Below are 19,795 nucleotides of genomic sequence, written 5' to 3'. Positions count from 1 at the left end.
CGATGTGCCCCTTGGTCGCCGCAAAAGATCAATCCAATGCTTTTATCTGTTAAATCTTTAACTAAGCTACTGCAAAGATTTTTTGCAGTAATAATTTGTTTTGGGATTTTATTTCAAGTCTTTACTCCGCCAGCAATTGCTCTAAATGATGGACAATTGCTGGTTATTGAAGCCTGGAATCTAGTTAATTCGGGTTATTTAGATCCTAAGAAATTTGATGAAGTTCAATGGAAAAAACTTCGTCAAAAAGCTCTTGAAAAGCCAATAAACAATTCTCAACAAGCCTATTCAGCTATTGAAGCAATGCTTCTTCCTCTTGGAGATCCATATACACGCTTATTAAGACCAGTTGATTACGAAGCGATGAAAAAAAGCAACATAGGTAGTGAAATCAATGGAGTTGGACTTCAATTAGGAGCGAGAAAAGAAGATGGAGATATAGTAGTAATATCTCCTCTTGAAGGCTCTCCAGCATCCGATGCAGGAATTACAAGTGGAACGATTATAAAAAAAGTTAACGGACAATCTCCCAAACAATTAGGACTTGAAGCAACAGCAGCAAAACTGAGAGGGCAAACCGGAACACAAGTAATCGTTGAATTAGAGCAGCCTGACAATGAAATAAAGGAAATTTCTTTAGAAAGAAGAAGTGTTGATTTAAGACCAGTTAGGACTAAGAGAATAAGAAACGAATCAAATACATTTGGTTATTTAAGAATTACACAATTTAGTGAGGGAGTTCCTGAGCAAGTCCAGGAAGCATTGGAAGAACTTTCTGGGAAAGAAATTGATGGACTCATTTTAGATCTAAGAAATAACTCTGGAGGTCTCGTAAGTTCTGGACTCGCAGTTGCTGACGATTTCCTCAGCAACATGCCGGTTGTTGAAACAAAAAAAAGAGATTCCATAAATGATCCCATCAGTTCTGGAATAGAAACTATTTATGATGGTCCAATGGTTACTCTGGTAAATGGGGGGACAGCGAGTGCTAGTGAAATTCTTGCTGGTGCTCTTCAAGACAATAAAAGATCTGAACTTATAGGTACTAAAACTTTTGGGAAAGGCCTCATACAATCTTTGACCAATCTCAGTGATGGTAGTGGTTTAGCTGTAACAGTTGCTAGCTATTTAACTCCGAGTGGAAGAGACATACAAAATCTTGGAATTGATCCTGATCGCCTATTAGAAATGCCAGAACCACTTAATCCAGGCTCTGATGAAGATAGATGGCTTTTAGATGCAGAGCTGATCATGCAAGCCACCTTGGACAAGGAAGAAGTCTCAGAAAAATTATCAAAAGAGACTTTAGTAAAAGAAGAACAATTAATAAGCCAAGAAATTGAATAAGTCATGTCGACAAGAACTTATTACGACCCTCTTCATCAATCCATTACATTAAATAGTTCCATTCCAGAAGAAAAAATGGTGATGGAATTAATAAATTCATCCCCATTTCAAAGATTAAGAAGAATCAAACAATTAGGACCTGCTTATTTAACATTTCATGGTGCAGAATCAAGCAGGTTTACTCATTCTCTTGGTGTATTTCATCTAGCAAGAAGAGCAATAAATCATTTATTAAACTTTGATTCTGGATTAAAAGAGCATAAATTCATTCTCTATGGTGCTGCGCTTTTACATGATCTTGGGCATGGACCACTAAGTCATACAAGTGAAGAAATCTTCAAAATAAAACATGAATCATGGACCGCTAAATTAATAAATTCAAATCAAGAAATAACTACTATACTTAATAAGTATGGAGAAGGAAATGCAAAAGCAATTTCAGATTTAATTCAATCTAGAAAAGCAGAAAAAAAATCAATAATTTCGTTAATTAGTAGTCAGCTAGACTGTGATAGACTTGATTATTTAATGAGAGATAGTTATACAACAGGAGCAAGATATGGTCAACTAGATATAGACCGAATAATTTCAGCAATGACAATTTCACCTGATGGGGATTTAGCGATCCACCCAAAAGGGTTAATGGCTGTTGAGCATTATTTAGTTATAAGAAATCTAATGTATAGAAGCGTATACAATCATCGATTAAATGAAGTTTGCAATTGGTTATTAGAGCAAATTATAAAGACAGCAAGAAATATTGGACCAAAAAACTTATGGGCTGATAGAAGCATGTCTGAATGGCTTTGGAATCATAAAGAAATGAGTATAGAAAGTTTTTTATCTAATGATGACACAGTAACTGGATACCATATACATAAATGGCAAGACTCTAATTCTAGCAACCTATCTAATCTCTGTAAGCGCTTTATACATAGAAATTTATTAAAAGCATTAAATTTATCCTCCTTTACTTTAGAGACAAGGTTAGAATCTCTAGCAAAAGCTAGAAAACTATCTGAAAAATATTGCATTGAGCCAGATATATCCTGTGGATTAAGAGAACAAATTGTTAAAAGTTACCATCCTTATAAACATGGACTTCGTTTATGGGACGGAGATAAGTTACAAGCTCTAGAGAGAGTTTCACCATTAGTTGAGAGATTAATTCAGCCTAATCAAGCTTCATGGTTGATTTATCCAAAAGAAATTGAAATTGAATTAAAATTAGAAATTGAGAAACTAAAAATGAAACACAATTAGAAATGAATTTAAACAATCAAAAAATAATAATCAATATAGACGATAGAAACTATCCTAATTGGAAAATAGATTTAAAAAATAAATTAAAAAACCTGAAGTCAAATAACTTAGAAATAGATTCTAGAAATATCGATCTTTCATGTAAAGACATATCAGAAATAATAGCAATTGCGAATCAATATGATTGTAAGATTATTAGTTTTTGCTCATCATCTCCAAAGACGATTGTAAGTTCTCAATCACTAGGTTATAAATCTCAATTTATTTTTGAAAATTCTTCAAAAAATATCTCAGAGATAAATAAGAAAAATCTAACTTTTTTAAAAACTCACTTTCATCAAGGAACTGTACGGTCAGGGGAATATCTTGAAAGTCCTGGGGATTTGTTAATCCTTGGAGATGTTAATCCAGGTGCAAAAGTTAGCGCAGAGGGAAATATAATTATATGGGGAAGGCTACTTGGGATTGCCCATGCAGGCAGCAAAGGCAACTCTAAAGCAAGAATATCGGCACTTCAACTTAGACCTGTTCAACTAAGAATCGCTAAAAAAGTTGCTAGAGGGCCTAAGGAGAAGCCTCATTTTGGCCTTGCAGAGCAAGCAAGAATCGATTCTGAAGAAATTATTATTTCCCCACTGGAGACAACATAATTAGAATACAAAAAAGTATGGTTTGGACAAAAAGCAAGAAAAACTTACCTCATAAGTCCTTAAAGATGTCTTCAAAAGCAAACCCAATGCAACCGATCTAACAATAAAGGTTTTCTCTTAATCAAAATCGAACTAAAGTTTATCGAATCCAAGGAGGTCAGTGGCGACAGATACACGCGTCATTCTTATTTGCTCAGGCAAGGGTGGGGTCGGCAAGACAACCCTCACTGCTAATCTTGGCATTTCACTAGCAAGGCAAGGCTTAACCACTGCTGTTTTAGACGCAGACTTTGGTCTGAGAAATTTGGATTTACTATTAGGTCTTGAAAATCGAATTGTATATACGGCACAAGAAGTTCTTGAGGAGGAATGCAGACTGGATCAGGCCTTAGTGAAGCACAAGCAAGAATCCAATCTATCTTTACTTCCTGCGGGGAATCCAAGAATGCTTGATTGGTTAAAACCCGAAGATATGAAGCGCATAGTAGATATGTTAAGAGAACAGTTCAATTACGTTTTAATTGACTGCCCTGCAGGAGTTGAAGATGGATTTAAAAATGCCATGGCAGCCTCTCAAGAAGCCATTGTAGTTACCAATCCTGAGGTATCAGCAGTAAGAGATGCAGACAGAGTAATTGGTTTACTGAACACAAATTCTATTAAACCAGTCCAATTAGTTCTTAATAGAGTTAGGCCAAAGATGATGGCCAACCAAGAAATGCTTTCTATCGATGATGTGACTGATATTTTAGCCTTACCTTTACTTGGGCTTGTTCTAGAGGATGAACAGGTAATTGTAAGTACAAATCGAGGGGAGCCACTAACTTTAAATAGCATTAATTCCCCAGCAGCCAAATGTTATCTAAATATTGCCAAGAGATTACAAGGAGAAGATATTCCACTTATTGATCCCGTAGAGGAGAGTTCTGGATTTGGTGCGAAATTTAGAAGACTAATGCAAACAAAAATTTTCTAAAGCAATGGCAATGACACTTAGAGACATTATCAACAAGTTACTTCGTAGACAGCCGGCTAGCGCTAGTACCGCGCGCGAGAGGTTGCAACTGGTTCTAGCTCATGATCGATCAGATCTCAGTACAGAACTTTTAGATCAAATGAGAAAAGAAATACTTGAGGTGGTCGCAAAGTATGTAGAGATAGATGTGGATGAAGGAGCAGTAAGTCTTGAGACAGAGGATCGCATGACCGCATTAGTTGCAAACTTACCAATAAAAAGAACTATGACTGGGCAAATCCAACTTAAAGAGCCTAAGAATCAGTCAGAAGTAAATTCCCCAGAAACTGAAGGCACAGATCAAGTATCTTAATCAATTTCAAGATGGCACTAATTTATTAGATGAGATCAACAAGATATTTAAAAAAGTATTTTCAACAAATTTCTTAAATGGATTTACTTTTAGATTACTTTTTTAGGTAAGATAAAAGGATTGCCGGCTTAGCTCAGCGGTAGAGCAGCGCTTTTGTAAAGCGAAGGTCATCAGTTCAAATCTGTTAGCCGGCATTTTTTTAACAGTCCTAAAAGATCTATTTAGATTTACCAGAGATTATCAAAATTAAAAATGCAGCAATAAATAGGTTGAAAAATTTTAATTGAAAAGTCCAATCAAAACTCATTATGGGGAGTCTGAAAAGCCACCAAAAAATAGATTGCACTAATAAAACTATAAAGAACAGATAAATCATTCGTTACTTTTATTTCAAAACGACTGAACCAGGCCTTAACACATTCCACTTTCCATTTTCCCATTCAACAACTGTACTTGCCATGCCAGAAGAATTTGGCCAAGGAATAGGAGCCAATATTGGAATCCCAGGGAATTGAATCGAAGCTTCCATCGCATCTTTAACAGGTGCTTCTCCAGAAATGTTTGCACTTGTAGTTGCAAGAGGACCAGTTTGCATCAGCAAATCTCTTGCAAGTCTTAATGCGGGGACTCTAAAACCAACAGCATTTGAATTGCCATTCAAATGCTTAGAAAAATTTCCTATTGTTGGTAAAACCATTGTTAATGCTCCCGGCCAATAGATTTTTGCCAATTTCAAGCTTTGTTCCAAAGCACAAGGATGAACAAATTCAAACAAATCATCCAAGCAACCTCCCATTAATATAAGTGGCTTACTTAAAGGCCTTTTCTTAATAGTCCAAATTTTTTTTGAGTATTTTGGGTATGAACAAAGTGCTGGCAAAGTATCAGTAGGGAATAAAGCTAAAGATCCCTTTTTCAACTTTAAAGCCAAGTCAAAGATTCCAAATTGCTGAGTGATCATTTCATTTTCTACGACAAATTGCATAGCGATTGATTCCACTTAAATCTTGTTCAAAAGAAACTTCCTCCATTCCAATTTTCTTCATAAAACTAATTATCTTTTCACTTTGATCATAATGATGCTCAAGAATCAACCAACCTCCTTTGGAAAGTCCATTTAACGCTCCAAGGATGATTTTCCTAGAAGCATTCATTCCATCCTCTCCACCATCCAAAGCAATCAATGGCTCATGGTTTTTAACAACTGGCTCTAACTCTTCAATTAAATCGGAGGGTATATAAGGAGGATTACTTAAAACCAAATCAAAGCTCCCCCTCCATCTTTTCAAAGGTTCCCACCAATCACCCAAAGAAAATCTCACATTCGCATGTGGCACAATAGATTTTAAATTTCTTTTTGCTAGTTCTAATGCTTCATTACTAATATCAGCTGCGTGTCCATTCCAATTAGGAAGAGATTTAGCTAAAGATACTGCAATAGCTCCAGAGCCTGTTCCGAGATCAGCCCATCTTCCAGAATCAAAATTAGTAATTTTTTTCAAAGCAATATCAATCAAAAATTCTGTTTCTTGTCTAGGGATCAGAGCCTCTGATGAAACCTCTAACTCAACATCTCTCCAAGGGCACTTAGAAATCAAATATTGAAGTGGGGTTTGATCTTTTAAATGAGATTTCCAAATAACTTCTATTTCATCAGTTGAGATATCTAAGGAAATAAACTTCTCAGGACTCAAAATAATGCTTTGCAATTTAGCCCAAGAGACTCCAGCAGACATATCCAAAAGCCAATCAAAATCAACTTTCCTACCACCTATCAATATCATTTGTTTTCTCCATTTAAGAAAAGCCTCACCCGAAATGGATTTAAACATAATAAATTCTTAAATTACTTAAACTTTTGGGCCTTCTTCTAGCATTAATAAAATATTTTTAATTTCGAATGGTAATTCTCTTACTAACTTTATAGAGCCATTTGTTTTTCTTACAACAACAAGTCCTATTATTGCTTCTGCACCAATATTACCATTTGGTTTTAAAAATAAAGTTTTACAATTAAGTCTTATTTTATTTTCCAGCTTAAATTGACTCGATAAAAAAACCTTTTCGCCGTGAAAAAAAGATATTTTATATCTAAGTTGAATTGAAACAACTGGAATTTCGAAACCCTTTTCAGATAGTTTTGAATACGAATGACCAACTTTATCCAAAGCATCAATTCTCCCCTCTTCTAAAAAGTTTAAATAAGAGCCATGCCACATAACCCCTGCATGGTCAGTGTGCTGTGGAAGAACTTTTTTTGTTAAACTCCATCTATTAATTGTTGAACTCATCCTAAATAAGAACCAATTATCTTAGTCGTTAAATTTGATATGTAATTTTTTGAAGCAATACCTTACGGTAAAACCTCAATAAAAATATTGACCTCGAGCAAATACTTGAGATCTATATATTTTGAAAAAGTCTTAAATTACTTTTTAGGTTCAGGGCTCAATCTTCCCTTACTGGTATCAGAATAAAAGCTTGATTTCTCACCATCACTGGTAGAAACAAACAAACCGATAAGAAAGATAGTTGGTACTCCAACAAATAAAAGACTTGCGGCAAAGCCAAAACTAGTGGTTTCCATAACCGAGGTTTTTTACTCAGAACAAATTTTACTGAAATAAACTATATAACCCTTCAGCAGAAAAACTGGGGTTTGAATCAAAGAGACTGAGATTTTGTAATTTGCCGAAAAATTAGGAGTTTAAAAAGTGGTTCAGCCATATGAATTTGAAAAGCCACTAAAAATAATTTTCAAACTATCGGTTTCGAGTAGATTTAAGCTCGGATTTTTAGTTTTTTAAAACTAATTTGATACGAAAACGTCTTAAAATTACAAAATCAATCGAAATTCGAAAAATTCTTTTTTTTCTTTTTTTTTTAATTTTTTCTAGTCTGAGACAGTCTATTCGCAATTTTGAGCCCCTCAAAACCAGTTAGATTTTACGAAAGAGTGTCAAAAGTCATTTCAGGTCTCTACATCCTGTGCCTTAACTCAAGCAATACCATTTACGATCATGCGAGTCTTGCTGCATTAAGCAGCTTCGTTATACGAACCTGACCCATGGGATTGCCCTGGTATCGGGTGCACACAGTCGTTATCAACGACCCTGGCCGCCTCTTGGCCGTGCACCTCATGCATACTGCTTTGTTAGCCGGCTGGGCCGGCTCAATGGCCTTATATGAATTGGCCATTTTTGATCCTTCTGATCCAGTACTTAATCCAATGTGGCGCCAAGGCATGTATGTCATGCCCTTTATGGCCCGCTTAGGAATTACAGGCAGCTGGAACGGATGGGATATAACCGGAGCAACTGGAGTCGACCCCGGCTTCTGGAGCTTCGAAGGTGTTGCTGCAGCTCATATAGTTTTCAGTGGTCTCCTTATGCTCGCTGCCGTATGGCACTGGACATATTGGGACCTTGAATTGTGGGAAGATTCCCGCACTGGAGAGCCAGCTTTAGATCTTCCAAGAATTTTTGGAATCCATCTTTTCTTAGCCGGCCTGACATGCTTTGGGTTTGGCGCATTTCATTGCTCATCTGTTGGCATATGGGTCTCTGATCCATATGGATTAACGGGGCATGTAGAAAAAGTTGCACCAGTCTGGGGTGCAGAAGGATTTAATCCATTCAACGCTGGAGGAATTGTCGCCAATCACGTTGGAGCAGGACTTCTAGGAATCATTGGTGGAATATTCCATATCACCAATAGACCTGGAGAAAGGCTCTACAGAGCTCTAAAGCTTGGTAGCCTTGAAGGCGTTCTAGCTAGTGCTCTAGCAGCTGTTCTTTTCGTATCCTTCGTAGTTGCGGGAACCATGTGGTATGGATCAGCAACAACTCCGGTTGAATTATTTGGTCCTACTAGATATCAATGGGATTCTGGGTATTTCAAAACTGAAATCAACCGCAGAGTTCAAGAGTCTATGAATGATGGTGCTTCGAAAGCTGAAGCCTATGCAGCCATTCCTGAGCAACTTGCTTTCTATGACTATGTAGGTAATAGTCCAGCAAAGGGAGGACTTTTCAGAGTTGGTGCAATGGTTAATGGAGATGGAGTTCCGAGTGGATGGCAAGGTCACATCTCATTTACTGATAGCGATGGCAATGACTTAGAAGTAAGAAGAATTCCAAATTTCTTTGAGAACTTCCCTGTCATTCTTGAAGACAAAGATGGGAACGTTAAAGCTGACATTCCTTTCCGTCGAGCCGAAGCTAAGTACTCCATTGAACAAACTGGAGTCACAGCGACTGTTTATGGTGGTGAATTAAATGGACAAACATTTACTGATCCAGTAATAGTTAAACGTCTAGCTAGAAAATCTCAGCTTGGAGAAGCCTTCAAGTTTGACAGAGATCGTTACAAGTCAGATGGTGTATTCAGAAGCTCTCCAAGAGCCTGGTTCACTTATGCTCACTTGTGTTTTGGCTTGCTATTCCTCTTTGGGCACTGGTGGCACGCCGCTAGGACTCTCTTTGGCGACAGATTCTCAGGTATCGATCCAGAGCTTGGTGATCAGGTTGAGTTTGGTCTCTTCAAAAAACTTGGAGACGAATCCACACGCCGAATTCCTGGTCGAGCCTAAATCAGGATTCTTTACCCCCTTTATATCGAGAACTTAGATGGAAGCTTTCTCCTACGTGCTAATCCTTACTTTGGCACTTGTAACGCTCTTCTTTGCTGTCGCATTTCGTGATCCTCCGAAATACGACAAGTAAAATAACAAAAAAAAACCCTGAGAAATCAGGGTTTTTTTTGTTTCAACTTGAGATTAAAAATTTAATAAATAAAAAAAATATTTTAAATAAAAAGTATTTTTATTTAATCTACCCCTTCTCAGAAGTCAAATAAATGTTTAAAGTTAGTTAAATCGTTGAAAAGGGCTGCATGCAGTGCCCATCTTGTCAAAACACAGACAGTCGAGTTCTTGAATCCAGATCGGCTGATTCTGGAAAAAGCGTAAGAAGAAGAAGGGAGTGCTTAAATTGCGACTTCCGATTTACTACTTATGAAAGAGTAGAAACAACACCAATTACTGTTTTAAAAAGAAGCGGAGCAAAAGAATTATTTAATCGAAGTAAAATAATTAATGGCTTAAACAGAGCCTGTGAAAAAACACTCATACATGAATCTCAAATTGAATTTATTGTTGATGAAATAGAACGAGTTCTCCATCAAGAGGTTTGCAAAGAGATCAAATCAATTGAAATTGGAGAGATGGTTCTTACAAATTTAAAAGATATTAATGAAGTTGCTTATATCAGATTTGCCTCTGTTTATAGACAATTCAATGGAATTAATGATTTCATGAAAACCCTTGAATCACTAAAACCCATAAAAAAAGAACAATTGGCATCAGTTATTTAACAAGAAAGACCTATCAATAAAGTAGAATTTAATCTCAATTTGGTCGGCGGGCCATTTTGTATTTCTATCGAACTGTTCTAAAAAGGCAGACCGCCATTCAAGCATGTCTGAAAATCAAGCGAGCAAAATTCAAGAAAAAAATCCTGAAAAAGAGACATCAATACCTGAAGAAAATGTCTCTAATTCCACAAGTGCAAAGCTTGAAGAAAATTCAATGAGTGAATTAAAAGAAGACGATATTCCGAAAAACATTCCTGCTGCTGATGACTCATCAAGCAGAATTAATAAGAGTGATCTTGAAAGTGCAGGTTTCACGCTTGATGAATTTGCATCTTTATTAAGTAAATATGACTACAACTTTAAACCTGGGGACATAGTTAATGGAACAGTTTTTGCCCTTGAATCGAAAGGAGCAATGATTGACATTGGAGCCAAAACAGCTGCTTTTATGCCTATGCAAGAAGTCTCAATAAATAGAGTCGAGGGTCTAAGTGATGTTTTACAGCCTTCAGAAATTAGAGAGTTTTTTATAATGACTGAGGAAAATGAGGATGGTCAATTATCTTTATCCATCAGGAGAATTGAATATCAACGAGCTTGGGAAAGAGTTAGACAATTACAAAAAGAAGATGCCACAATTTACTCTGAGGTTTTCGCCACAAATAGAGGCGGTGCACTTGTTCGAGTTGAAGGCCTCAGAGGCTTTATTCCTGGATCACACATAAGCACTAGAAAGGCGAAAGAAGAACTAGTTGCTGATTTCTTACCATTGAAATTCTTAGAGGTTGATGAAGAAAGAAATAGGCTTGTTTTAAGTCATCGCAGAGCTTTAGTTGAAAGGAAAATGAATCGTCTTGAAGTTGGAGAAGTTGTTGTTGGAGCAGTCAGAGGAATTAAACCATATGGTGCATTCATAGACATTGGAGGCGTAAGTGGACTTCTTCACATCTCTGAAATAAGCCATGAACATATTGAAACTCCTCACTCGGTATTAAATGTTAATGATCAAATGAAGGTCATGATTATTGATCTAGACGCTGAAAGAGGAAGAATTTCTCTATCGACAAAGGCACTTGAACCAGAACCTGGAGACATGCTGACTGACCCTCAAAAAGTTTTTGACAAGGCTGAAGAGATGGCAGCAAGATACAAACAAATGCTTCTTGAGCAAGCAGAAGAAGGTGAAGATCCTATTGCAGTAATGACTATTTGATTATTTACATTTATTGAAATGGCAGAACTATTAATTAAGAATAGCTCTGTTGGTTTTATTAAGGCAGTAATATTTGATAAGGATGGGACCTTATCAAATAGTGAAAAATGCTTATTAGAACTGGCTAAAACTAGGATAATTTTTTTTGAACGTAAATTTAAAAAATTAAAACTAAACAATATTAAAATTTGGATAATAAAAAAATTACTTATTTCAGTTTATGGATTAAAAAAAAATTGTCTTTCTGCTAAAGCAAGCTTAGCGATAGCTTCTAGAGAGCAAAATATTATATCAACTGCGACAATCTTTACTTTATTTGGTTTCGATTGGTTTCAATCACTTTCAATAGGTAAAGAAATCTTCGATGAAGTAGATATTTACCTTTCTAATCAAAAAAGTAATACGCAGCATCATAGAACTCTAATTTCAGGAGCTTTAGATCTATTGGTTTCTCTAAAAAGAAAAGGAGTATCTATTGCATTAATGACAAATGATACAAAAAGAGGGTTTGAAGAATTTATTTTCAGGAATAAATTGGAAGGTATATTTGATTATTATTGGAGTGCTGAGAATAAACCTTCTAAACCCAATCCAGAAGCAGTTATAGAACTTTGCAAAAGAATGAACTCTAATCCTTCAGATTGTGCTCTTATTTCAGATGCAGATACTGATTTAAGAATGGCCAAAGAAGCTGGTATAAACATAGTAGTTGGCTTTAATGGTGGATGGCAAATCCCCCCAGTTTTGACTGAAAAAAGATTTCTTATAGAAAAATTAAATGAATTAAAAATTCATTCAAGCCACTAAAATATTGAATATTAATATTTTAAATGAGTAGATACGTTTTCACCTCTGAATCTGTCACTGAAGGACATCCAGACAAAATCTGTGATCAAGTGAGTGACGCAGTTTTAGATGCATGCCTAAGTGCAGATCCAACCAGCAGAGTCGCATGTGAAGCAGTTGTTAATACTGGCTTATGTTTAATAACTGGAGAAATAACTTCAAAAGCAGAGGTGGATTTTAACAAGCTTGTCAGAGAAGTCATCAAAAACATTGGATATAGAAGTGCTAGTGATGGTGGATTTGATGCTAATAGTTGCGCCGTTCTAGTCGCACTTGACCAACAGTCTTCAGATATAGCTCAAGGTGTAAATGAAGCTGAAGATCATTCAACAGATCCGCTCGATCAAGTTGGGGCTGGTGATCAGGGGATCATGTTTGGATTTGCTTGTGACGAGACTCCTGAACTTATGCCATTGCCAATAAGTCTCGCCCATCGATTAGCACGAAGGCTGGCATTAGTAAGGCACCAAAAATTAATCGACTATCTTTTACCTGATGGCAAAACCCAAGTAAGTGTCTCCTACGAAAACGGAGTACCATGCTCCATAGACACAATCTTGATTTCAACGCAGCACAAAGCAGAGATAGATGGAATAACTCTTGAAGAGGAAATCCAAAAAAGAATCGCTAAAGACCTATGGAAATTTGTTGTTGAGCCTGCGACTGAAGACCTGTCTCTGAAACCTGCTAAAGAATCAACTCGCTTCCTTGTTAATCCCACTGGGAAATTTGTTATTGGAGGTCCTCAAGGCGACGCAGGTCTAACTGGAAGAAAAATAATTGTTGACACCTATGGTGGATATGCTCGACATGGAGGAGGCGCTTTCTCAGGGAAAGACCCCACTAAGGTTGATAGATCTGCAGCTTATGCAGCAAGATTTGTTGCGAAGGCATTAGTTGCAGCAAATCTGGCAAAAAAAATTGAAGTTCAATTAAGTTATGCAATCGGAGTAGCAAAACCCATATCGATACTTGTGGATTCATTTGGGACAGGAAAGGTTACAGACTCTGAACTAACACAACTTGTACAAGCTCAATTCGATCTAAGACCAGGCGCAATCATCAAAGCATTCGATCTTCAAAACCTACCAAGTATGAGAGGTGGTCGATTTTATAGAGATACTGCGGCCTATGGTCATTTTGGTAGAACGGATATTCTTCTCCCATGGGAGGACGTATCTCAAAAAGCAAAAGAACTAAGTTTACTCAAATAAAAAGAATTTAATCATAAAAAATGTTAAATAATTCTCTTGTCCTTGGTATAGATCTTGGGACATCAGGCGTAAGAATTGCAATCATTAATACTAAGAAAAAAATATTATTCACATCATCAAAAACATACTCTAAAGGTCTTGAAGTGTCTGAAGACTGGATAAATAGCCTTAAAACTCTAATACAAGAAATTCCAAAAGGTCTTAAAGAAAAATTAGTTTCTTGTTCAGTAGCTGGAACCTCTGGAACTCTATTGGCATGCAAGAGAGATGGACAGCCTCTTGGGAAAGCCCTACCTTATTTCTTATCCTTTTCAGAATATTCATACGAGATAGAAAAGCTATTTACTAAAGAATGTGCAGGATCAAGCATAAGTGGAAGTGTTGGGAGAGCACTAAGACTTTTAGCCTTATATGGTAATGAAATAATCTTAAGGCACCAAGCAGATTGGATTAGTGGATGGTTTATAAATAATTGGGAGTATGGGGAAGAAGGTAACAATATTAGGATGGGTTGGGACATATCAAATAGTTCATGGCCAGAAAATTTTCAGAATTTAAAATGGTTAAAATGTCTTCCGAAAATAATTTCTTCAGGACAAATAATGGGGACTATATGTAATAAAAAAGCAAATGAACTAAGTTTACCAAAAAATCTTCAAGTGATAGCAGGAACTACAGATTCTAATGCTGGGGTTTTAGCCACTTTTCCTAATAAAAATGATGGGATAACAATCCTTGGCAGCACAATAGTAATTAAGAAGTTCGTTAATAAGCCTCTTGAGGGGAAAGGTATTTCAAATCATAAATTATTAGGGAATTGGCTATCTGGTGGAGCATCTAATGCAGGGTCTGCAATACTACTAGATTTCTTTAATCTTGAATATATTGAAGAATTAAGCAAACAAATAAATCCTAATAACTCGTCAGGATTAAACCTTCTTCCATTATCAAGTCGAGGAGAAAGATTTCCAATAGATGATCCCAATTTACAACCTAAACTTGAGCCAAGACCCGTAAGTGATTCTCTTTATCTTCATGCATTATTTGAAGGGTTAGCGAAAATAGAAGCAAGAGGCTGGCAAAAAATCAATGAATTAGGAGCTAATTTACCTCAGCAAATAATTACTATTGGAGGAGGAGCAAAAAATATTACTTGGAAAAAAATAAGAGAAAGAGAAATTGGCATACCAATAAAAATTTGCAACAGACCTCCCGCTGCAGGAGTAGCAAGTATTGCTTTGCAGGGATTATTATGAAGCAAGCATTAAATTCTTTATAAAATTTTTAATCTCAATTTCTTTAAATCTACCTAACTTGTTAATTAATTTCTAAATTCACTAACAAAAAGATTTTTATGAATTCCGAGCCTATCACCTACGAGTCAAGCATAAGAATATGTAATCATATGAACAAAGACCATGAGGATGCTGTCAATGCATATGCAAAATATTATGGCAAAGTTAAAACTTTTAAATCAGCAAAAATGATAAGCCTATCTCCAGAAGCAATTCAGCTTAAAATTGATGAGCAGACATTAGAAATAAAATTTGATCATATTCTTCAAGACTGTTCAGATGCACACAAAACATTGGTTAGGATGATCAAAGTTATTCCTGGGTTATGAAATTCGCTTCCAACATAACAATGAGGAAGCTACTAGCGTTCTCATCATTTTCAAATTGCCTTTGCAATTGGACAAAAAAATAAGGAGATTTCAAATTATTTTTCAATAAGGTACTTACGAATTGGTAGATTATTAGGGGCTAAAGCCGGGATAGCTCAGTTGGTAGAGCAGGCGACTGAAAATCGCCGTGTCCCCAGTTCAAATCTGGGTCCTGGCACCATTAAAATTGAAACATTTTAGGTATTAAGAAAGCACCCCAACAGGTCCTTTTTTAATACCTAAAAACCATGCATACCAATGCTTTAGAACTTAAAGGCATTTAAATCGTCAGCTAATAAGTAAACCAATCACAATTATTACAAAGCTGCATAAGAGTTGATAATAGAAGCTCAAAAAATTAAAGATCATTTCAATCTTGAGTTAGCATAAATGAAATTAGTAGTTCAGAAATGACGAACCTTTTAATTGGAGTTCAAAGTACTTTTGATCTTTCAAAAGTAGATTTCTCCTCAGGTCTAGGTATAAATTCACCTGATCTTGCTGGTATATCATTTTTAATGGTTATTTTTGCAGGTGTTTTAGCTTTGAGACTTGGAACCACTCTTAGAGACTCTTGATTTTCAAAAACACTAAAAGTTAAATATATACATATTTTTAATTAAGCAGATAGTTTTTGAAAAAATTAAAAGATCTGATGATTCTAATTCCGACTTCTTCTAAAGAAGTTGACAATTAAAATGAAAATAATAATAAGTAAGACTAAAAGATCGTTAATATCTGGCAAAATCAATAGCTGGTAATCGAGTTTATTTTAAACAATAATTATAATTTATGTTGGTTTTCATATCATTTATCTCCAAATGCATTAGGTAGCTTATTACGCAGTAATCATTATGAGATGGTCTTTATCGAGCGAAATAGATAATGATTAACTATATTATAAAGACTTAGTTATTTTTAATATTCCATTAAGGAGTTAAAATGATTTAAAAATTTGATTCTATTCTTATGAATTTAGGAGCATCTAGTGAAAATTTATATAATAATGCTGATAGTTTTGCAATGGCATTTGATGCAGCATGGAAAGATTGTGATCTGGGAAATAATAAAGATATAAAAATAGATGAAAAAATTGAACTAGCTTTTGAGAATATTAAAAATCACCCTTTTCTAATTTCTAATCCAATCGAATCCAGAAATGTTGCTCTCTTCAGAATCAAATTATTAGGACTAGCCTAAGTTTTAAATAATCAGAAAAATCAAAACCCTTCTTCAATAAGTATTTTTAAAATAATCTAAGTACCATTCAGAAAATAATTGAATACCATTCTCTATGGATGTTGAGGGTTTGTATTCTACCCATGAATTAAGCAAGTCCATCCTTGCAGCAGTTGAGACCACATCTCCTGGCTGCATAGGTTCAAAATTCTTTATAGCTTTCTTTCCTAGATTCTTCTCTAATAACTCTATAAAGTGTGTGAGTTGCGTTGGACTTGAATTACCTATATTAAAAATCCTATAAGGTGCAGACGAAGTTGAAGGGTTGGGAACAAGAGGATTAAAGTCATGATCAATACTTGCTTTCTTGAAGCAACAACGAATTATCCCTTCTATCACGTCATCGATGTAAGTAAAATCCCTTTGCATATTACCGTGATTAAATACTTGGATTGGCTCATTATTTAAAATTGATCTCGCAAAAATCATCGGAGCCATATCGGGTCTCCCCCATGGGCCATAAACGGTAAAGAATCGTAGCCCAGTTGTTGGCAAGTCATATAAGTGGCTATAGGTATGGGCCATTAATTCATTAGATTTCTTAGTCGCGGCATACAAACTAACTGGATGATTTACTGCTTGTTCTTCATAGAAAGGAAGATTTTTATTGCCACCATAAACGGAACTGCTAGATGCATAAATCAAATGAGAAATATTATTCTGCCTACATCCTTCAAGTACATTTGCAAAACCCACTAAATTACTTTGTATATATGCTGCAGGATTGGTTATTGAATAACGAACACCAGCTTGCGCGGCAAGATGAACAAAAACTTGTGGTTTATATCTATTAATTATGTCTTGTAAAACTTTATTATCTTCTATAGAAATCTCATAAAAAAACCATTCTCCATTTATAATGGAAATTTTCTCAATTTCAGTTAGTCTAGACCTCTTTAAGGAAGTAGAATAATAGTCATTTAAGTTATCAATACCTATAACTTTAAAATCCAAAGCAAGAAGAGCTTTCACTAAAGCCGCACCAATAAAACCTGCAGCACCTGTTACAAGAATAGTCTCATTGCATGCCTTTGAATTCATAATTTTATTATAATTTTCAAAAGAAAAATGATTTGACTATCATGATAACATCTTATTGATTAACTTTTTAAATTTAAAATATTTAATTACTTATTTACTTTTTCAATTGAGATATTTCTTATTAAGTTAATTATTTGAAGACTAAATAATTCTTTAGGATTACCTAAATTAATAGGTCCTAAATTTGAAGAATTCATGAATAAAGTTAAACCATCTATCAAGTCATCAGCAAAACAAACGCTTCTTTTTTTATTACCATTTTCATAAATAATTAAGTCATTTCCATTTATTGATTGAACTAATAAGTTGATAACAAGTCTTCCATCATTTAATAACATTCGAAGACCATAGATATTAAAAATTCTGGCAATTCTTATTTCTACACCATGTATTCTCACGCAGTCATAACACAATGATTCCGCAATACGTTTACCTTCATCGTTGCAACTACGAATTCCTACAGGGTTTACATTGCCGTTATGGTTTTAAAGTTGAGGATGTATTTCGGGATTTCCATAAACTTCACTAATACTTGCGAATAATATTCGAGTTCCAACTCTCCTAGAGAATCCGAGCAAATCATAAGTCCCAAGAAAGCTCGTTTTAGCTGTTTTAATAGGGTTGAATTGAAAATGAATTGGAGAAGCTGGACAAGCTAAATGCCAAATCGTATCCACATCAAGCTTGATTTGTTCGGCAAGGTTGATGTATAAGCTCAAAAGATGGATTTCCAATCCAATGTGCAATATTTTCTTTACACACAGTAAAAAAATTATCCAAACATATAACTTTTTCTCCAGACTTAATTAAACGATCAACCAAATGAGAACCAATGATGCCAGCCCCTCCAGTAACCAAGTTTTTGACAGGAGCTGTGGGCACAAAATTTTACGCTTAAAAGTTTATCTTAGTATCGTGCTAAAAAGTAGAAAATTGATTAATTTTATGTCACGTAAATCTTTATGGATTAACTAAATCAAACACATTTTAAATAGGTTAATTTACATAGAAGTCTTTTAAGAGCTTATCCTCTATATCTAGGAGTTCAATTTGAAAAAAGAAAAATTACAAAAATACCTGACTATTGCATTTTTTATAGGTGCTTTCATTTTACTTGTCTTCTTAATTCAGACGTATGGAATTGAACCATTAAGAAGTGCCGTTAAAGAAATGGGCATTTGGGCACCTCTGGGAATTCTGATACTTCGAGGAATTAGCGTAATCCTTCCAGCATTACCTAGCTCAGTTTATTCACTTTTAGCCGGATCATTACTTGGTTTCAAAACAGGTTATCTAACTATTTTTATATCTGACCTAATTTTTTGCCAGATAGCATTTTTTATAGCTAGAAATTTCGGCCGAGCTCCTGTTCGGAAATTAGTTGGCATAAAAGCCATGAAAAGAATTGAAAGTTTCAACCAAAATCAACTAGAGGGAAATTTCTTTCTAATGACTGGACTACTAATGACTGGACTTTTTGACTTTTTAAGCTACGCGTTAGGGATAGGGGGAACACGATGGAGGCTTTTCACGCCCGCTCTAATAATCAGTTTATTAATAAGTGATTCAATTATTGTTGCAGTTGGAGCAGGCGTAAGTCAGGGCGCTGGACTAATGTTGGGGGGTGCCTTACTTGGAATGTTTGCACTAGCCACTATTACTGGATTTAATAAAAATAAAGTTTCCGAAACGCAGAAAAAAAGCCAATGAATTTAAAAAATTATTAAGAAATTAAATAATATAGATAACTAAAAATAAAAAATTTATATTTATTCTCATCATATTGTTAAACTAAATTAGTATTAAGTATTGATATGTCAAGTATTCCTTTTAAAGCGCTTAAAATAGGAGCAGAAGCTATCAATAAGGATCCAGTTAAGTTTAACAAAAGTAGAGTATCTGGAAGCAAAAAAACAACGTATGGATTACATATAAGAGGAGCATCAATGCCAGGAAAAAAAGAGAAATTCACAGTCACATCTAAAACCAAACCTAAGCAATTCGAAAACTTAATTCATAACAAAGTTATGAGCAGTTACAAAAGGGGGAAGATTGAAAGTTATAAATACAAAATATTAAATAAGGAAAGTGCTGAAATAAATATGCTTCAAATCAATGAATTTGCTCCTAATGATGATGATGCATTACTTGTAGCAATCAATGCATTATATAAACACATCTTTGGAAACTTATTATTAATGCAATCGGAGCGTCCAATTGATATTGAAAGGAAACTAAGGAATGGTGATCTCACAGTAAGAGAATTTACAAGGAAAATTTGTAAATCAACTATTTATAGAAATTTCTACTTTGATGGTATTAGCCAATATAAAGCTATCAAATTAAGATACAAGCATATTCTTGGTAGGCCCATCAAAAGTAAAAGCGAAGTAACTCAAAGTTCATATATTATAAATAACCTAGGTTTTGAAGCGCATATTGATTTTCTAATAGATTCTAATGAATATAATAATATTTTTGGCGAAGATATTGTTCCATACATGAGATCATGGAATTCTCCGACTGGTTTTAAAACAAAAAGTTTCCTAGAAACTTCGTACTTAACTAAAGCTTTTGCGACAAGTGATATTTGTAAAATTATTTAATCTTTTAAAAAT

General features: G+C 35.0%; 22 protein-coding genes, 2 tRNA genes and 1 pseudogene. 19 read left to right on the top strand and 6 right to left on the bottom strand.

What is annotated here, in order from left to right; translation table 11 throughout:
• Window positions 1–36 precede the first annotated feature (36 nt).
• The 6 genes from ctpZ to EW15_RS01950 all read left to right on the top strand — a co-directional run bounded on the left by ctpZ (window position 37) and on the right by EW15_RS01950 (window position 4,782).
• Complete coding sequence (ctpZ, locus tag EW15_RS01975; protein ID WP_156095708.1) at window positions 37–1,347, top strand: carboxyl-terminal processing protease CtpZ; 1,311 nt, start codon at window positions 37–39, stop codon at window positions 1,345–1,347.
• A gap of 3 nt (window positions 1,348–1,350) precedes the next feature.
• Window positions 1,351–2,610 (top strand): HD domain-containing protein, encoded by a 1,260-nt coding sequence (locus EW15_RS01970; protein WP_038651290.1) that lies wholly within the window; start codon window positions 1,351–1,353, stop codon window positions 2,608–2,610.
• Window positions 2,611–2,612: 2 nt separating this feature from the next.
• Window positions 2,613–3,260: a septum site-determining protein MinC gene (gene minC / locus EW15_RS01965; RefSeq protein WP_038651287.1), complete on the top strand. Its 648-nt coding sequence runs from the start codon at window positions 2,613–2,615 to the stop codon at window positions 3,258–3,260.
• Between the two features lie 160 nt (window positions 3,261–3,420).
• A complete protein-coding gene (gene minD, locus EW15_RS01960; RefSeq protein ID WP_038651284.1) occupies window positions 3,421–4,236 on the top strand; it encodes a septum site-determining protein MinD in 816 nt (271 codons plus the stop codon).
• A gap of 4 nt (window positions 4,237–4,240) precedes the next feature.
• Entirely contained in the window at window positions 4,241–4,588 is a 348-nt protein-coding gene (minE, locus tag EW15_RS01955) for a cell division topological specificity factor MinE (protein ID WP_197049695.1), read from the top strand.
• Between the two features lie 122 nt (window positions 4,589–4,710).
• A tRNA-Thr gene (locus EW15_RS01950) sits at window positions 4,711–4,782 on the top strand.
• Window positions 4,783–4,973: 191 nt separating this feature from the next.
• On the opposite strand, the gene EW15_RS01945 is transcribed toward EW15_RS01950, so the two are convergent.
• The 4 genes from EW15_RS01945 to psbM form a co-directional block, all read right to left on the bottom strand.
• Window positions 4,974–5,588: an L-threonylcarbamoyladenylate synthase gene (locus tag EW15_RS01945; protein WP_369793867.1), complete on the bottom strand. Its 615-nt coding sequence runs from the start codon at window positions 5,586–5,588 to the stop codon at window positions 4,974–4,976.
• A complete protein-coding gene (gene prmC, locus EW15_RS01940; protein ID WP_038654997.1) occupies window positions 5,551–6,372 on the bottom strand; it encodes a peptide chain release factor N(5)-glutamine methyltransferase in 822 nt (273 codons plus the stop codon). The genes EW15_RS01945 and prmC overlap by 38 nt, the downstream gene beginning before the upstream one ends.
• Before the next feature lie 66 nt (window positions 6,373–6,438).
• Window positions 6,439–6,879, bottom strand: a complete 441-nt coding sequence (locus EW15_RS01935; RefSeq protein ID WP_038651281.1) for an acyl-CoA thioesterase — start codon at window positions 6,877–6,879, stop codon at window positions 6,439–6,441.
• A gap of 137 nt (window positions 6,880–7,016) precedes the next feature.
• Window positions 7,017–7,175: a photosystem II reaction center protein PsbM gene (psbM, locus tag EW15_RS01930; RefSeq protein ID WP_011294327.1), complete on the bottom strand. Its 159-nt coding sequence runs from the start codon at window positions 7,173–7,175 to the stop codon at window positions 7,017–7,019.
• A gap of 480 nt (window positions 7,176–7,655) precedes the next feature.
• Here psbM and psbB point away from each other — a divergent pair, with 480 nt between their 5' ends.
• From psbB to EW15_RS01880, 11 genes are all read left to right on the top strand, one after another.
• Window positions 7,656–9,179 (top strand): photosystem II chlorophyll-binding protein CP47, encoded by a 1,524-nt coding sequence (gene psbB, locus EW15_RS01925; protein ID WP_038651277.1) that lies wholly within the window; start codon window positions 7,656–7,658, stop codon window positions 9,177–9,179.
• A gap of 37 nt (window positions 9,180–9,216) precedes the next feature.
• Complete coding sequence (locus tag EW15_RS10420; RefSeq protein WP_011294325.1) at window positions 9,217–9,312, top strand: photosystem II reaction center protein T; 96 nt, start codon at window positions 9,217–9,219, stop codon at window positions 9,310–9,312.
• Window positions 9,313–9,481: 169 nt separating this feature from the next.
• Window positions 9,482–9,961 carry a transcriptional regulator NrdR gene (nrdR, locus tag EW15_RS01920; RefSeq protein ID WP_038651274.1) on the top strand — a complete coding sequence of 160 codons (480 nt, stop codon included), beginning with the start codon at window positions 9,482–9,484 and terminating at the stop codon, window positions 9,959–9,961.
• 103 nt (window positions 9,962–10,064) lie between these two features.
• Entirely contained in the window at window positions 10,065–11,174 is a 1,110-nt protein-coding gene (locus tag EW15_RS01915) for a 30S ribosomal protein S1 (protein ID WP_038651271.1), read from the top strand.
• An 18-nt stretch (window positions 11,175–11,192) separates the two neighbouring features.
• Window positions 11,193–11,981, top strand: a complete 789-nt coding sequence (locus EW15_RS01910; protein ID WP_038651268.1) for an HAD family hydrolase — start codon at window positions 11,193–11,195, stop codon at window positions 11,979–11,981.
• Window positions 11,982–12,004: 23 nt separating this feature from the next.
• Window positions 12,005–13,234 (top strand): methionine adenosyltransferase, encoded by a 1,230-nt coding sequence (metK, locus tag EW15_RS01905; protein WP_038651266.1) that lies wholly within the window; start codon window positions 12,005–12,007, stop codon window positions 13,232–13,234.
• A gap of 20 nt (window positions 13,235–13,254) precedes the next feature.
• Window positions 13,255–14,490: an FGGY-family carbohydrate kinase gene (locus tag EW15_RS01900; RefSeq protein WP_038651264.1), complete on the top strand. Its 1,236-nt coding sequence runs from the start codon at window positions 13,255–13,257 to the stop codon at window positions 14,488–14,490.
• A gap of 98 nt (window positions 14,491–14,588) precedes the next feature.
• The gene (locus tag EW15_RS01895) at window positions 14,589–14,858 is read left to right on the top strand and encodes a DUF2470 domain-containing protein (protein ID WP_038651262.1); all 270 of its coding nucleotides are present in this window, start codon (window positions 14,589–14,591) and stop codon (window positions 14,856–14,858) included.
• 144 nt (window positions 14,859–15,002) lie between these two features.
• Window positions 15,003–15,078 (top strand) — tRNA-Phe (locus EW15_RS01890).
• Between the two features lie 229 nt (window positions 15,079–15,307).
• Window positions 15,308–15,475, top strand: a complete 168-nt coding sequence (locus tag EW15_RS01885) for a hypothetical protein (protein ID WP_038651260.1) — start codon at window positions 15,308–15,310, stop codon at window positions 15,473–15,475.
• A gap of 391 nt (window positions 15,476–15,866) precedes the next feature.
• Window positions 15,867–16,097: a hypothetical protein gene (locus EW15_RS01880; protein WP_038651258.1), complete on the top strand. Its 231-nt coding sequence runs from the start codon at window positions 15,867–15,869 to the stop codon at window positions 16,095–16,097.
• A 33-nt stretch (window positions 16,098–16,130) separates the two neighbouring features.
• Here EW15_RS01880 and EW15_RS01875 read toward each other — a convergent pair whose 3' ends face one another.
• Together EW15_RS01875 and EW15_RS11420 are read right to left on the bottom strand one after the other, a co-directional pair.
• Complete coding sequence (locus EW15_RS01875) at window positions 16,131–17,177, bottom strand: NAD-dependent epimerase/dehydratase family protein (protein WP_038651256.1); 1,047 nt, start codon at window positions 17,175–17,177, stop codon at window positions 16,131–16,133.
• Window positions 17,178–17,290: 113 nt separating this feature from the next.
• Window positions 17,291–18,059, bottom strand: a pseudogene (locus EW15_RS11420) (NAD-dependent epimerase/dehydratase family protein); the annotation flags it as partial.
• Between the two features lie 168 nt (window positions 18,060–18,227).
• On the opposite strand from EW15_RS11420, the gene EW15_RS01865 reads away from it, so the two are divergent.
• Both EW15_RS01865 and EW15_RS01860 read left to right on the top strand, forming a co-directional pair.
• Window positions 18,228–18,887: a TVP38/TMEM64 family protein gene (locus tag EW15_RS01865; protein WP_038651253.1), complete on the top strand. Its 660-nt coding sequence runs from the start codon at window positions 18,228–18,230 to the stop codon at window positions 18,885–18,887.
• Window positions 18,888–18,991: 104 nt separating this feature from the next.
• A complete protein-coding gene (locus tag EW15_RS01860; protein ID WP_038651249.1) occupies window positions 18,992–19,783 on the top strand; it encodes a phycobilisome rod-core linker polypeptide in 792 nt (263 codons plus the stop codon).
• Window positions 19,784–19,795: the final 12 nt, after the last annotated feature.

The organism is Prochlorococcus sp. MIT 0801 (assembly GCF_000757865.1).
Taxonomy (GTDB): domain Bacteria; phylum Cyanobacteriota; class Cyanobacteriia; order PCC-6307; family Cyanobiaceae; genus Prochlorococcus_B.
Note: the sequence above shows the minus strand (reverse complement) of the source record. Positions and strands in the feature narration are given on the sequence as shown.

Coding starts and splice junctions, on each gene's coding strand:
- EW15_RS10420 (WP_011294325.1), top strand. CDS start 9,217: ATGGAAGCTTTCTCCTACGTGCTAATCCTTACTTTGGCACTTGTAACG.
- metK (WP_038651266.1), top strand. CDS start 12,005: ATGAGTAGATACGTTTTCACCTCTGAATCTGTCACTGAAGGACATCCA.
- EW15_RS01875 (WP_038651256.1), bottom strand. CDS start 17,177: ATGAATTCAAAGGCATGCAATGAGACTATTCTTGTAACAGGTGCTGCA.
- ctpZ (WP_156095708.1), top strand. CDS start 37: ATGCTTTTATCTGTTAAATCTTTAACTAAGCTACTGCAAAGATTTTTT.
- psbM (WP_011294327.1), bottom strand. CDS start 7,175: ATGGAAACCACTAGTTTTGGCTTTGCCGCAAGTCTTTTATTTGTTGGA.
- EW15_RS01915 (WP_038651271.1), top strand. CDS start 10,065: ATGTCTGAAAATCAAGCGAGCAAAATTCAAGAAAAAAATCCTGAAAAA.
- EW15_RS01935 (WP_038651281.1), bottom strand. CDS start 6,879: ATGAGTTCAACAATTAATAGATGGAGTTTAACAAAAAAAGTTCTTCCA.
- EW15_RS01970 (WP_038651290.1), top strand. CDS start 1,351: ATGTCGACAAGAACTTATTACGACCCTCTTCATCAATCCATTACATTA.
- EW15_RS01880 (WP_038651258.1), top strand. CDS start 15,867: ATGAATTTAGGAGCATCTAGTGAAAATTTATATAATAATGCTGATAGT.
- minE (WP_197049695.1), top strand. CDS start 4,241: ATGGCAATGACACTTAGAGACATTATCAACAAGTTACTTCGTAGACAG.
- minC (WP_038651287.1), top strand. CDS start 2,613: ATGAATTTAAACAATCAAAAAATAATAATCAATATAGACGATAGAAAC.
- EW15_RS01910 (WP_038651268.1), top strand. CDS start 11,193: ATGGCAGAACTATTAATTAAGAATAGCTCTGTTGGTTTTATTAAGGCA.
- psbB (WP_038651277.1), top strand. CDS start 7,656: ATGGGATTGCCCTGGTATCGGGTGCACACAGTCGTTATCAACGACCCT.
- EW15_RS01895 (WP_038651262.1), top strand. CDS start 14,589: ATGAATTCCGAGCCTATCACCTACGAGTCAAGCATAAGAATATGTAAT.
- prmC (WP_038654997.1), bottom strand. CDS start 6,372: ATGATATTGATAGGTGGTAGGAAAGTTGATTTTGATTGGCTTTTGGAT.
- EW15_RS01860 (WP_038651249.1), top strand. CDS start 18,992: ATGTCAAGTATTCCTTTTAAAGCGCTTAAAATAGGAGCAGAAGCTATC.
- EW15_RS01900 (WP_038651264.1), top strand. CDS start 13,255: ATGTTAAATAATTCTCTTGTCCTTGGTATAGATCTTGGGACATCAGGC.
- nrdR (WP_038651274.1), top strand. CDS start 9,482: ATGCAGTGCCCATCTTGTCAAAACACAGACAGTCGAGTTCTTGAATCC.
- EW15_RS01885 (WP_038651260.1), top strand. CDS start 15,308: ATGACGAACCTTTTAATTGGAGTTCAAAGTACTTTTGATCTTTCAAAA.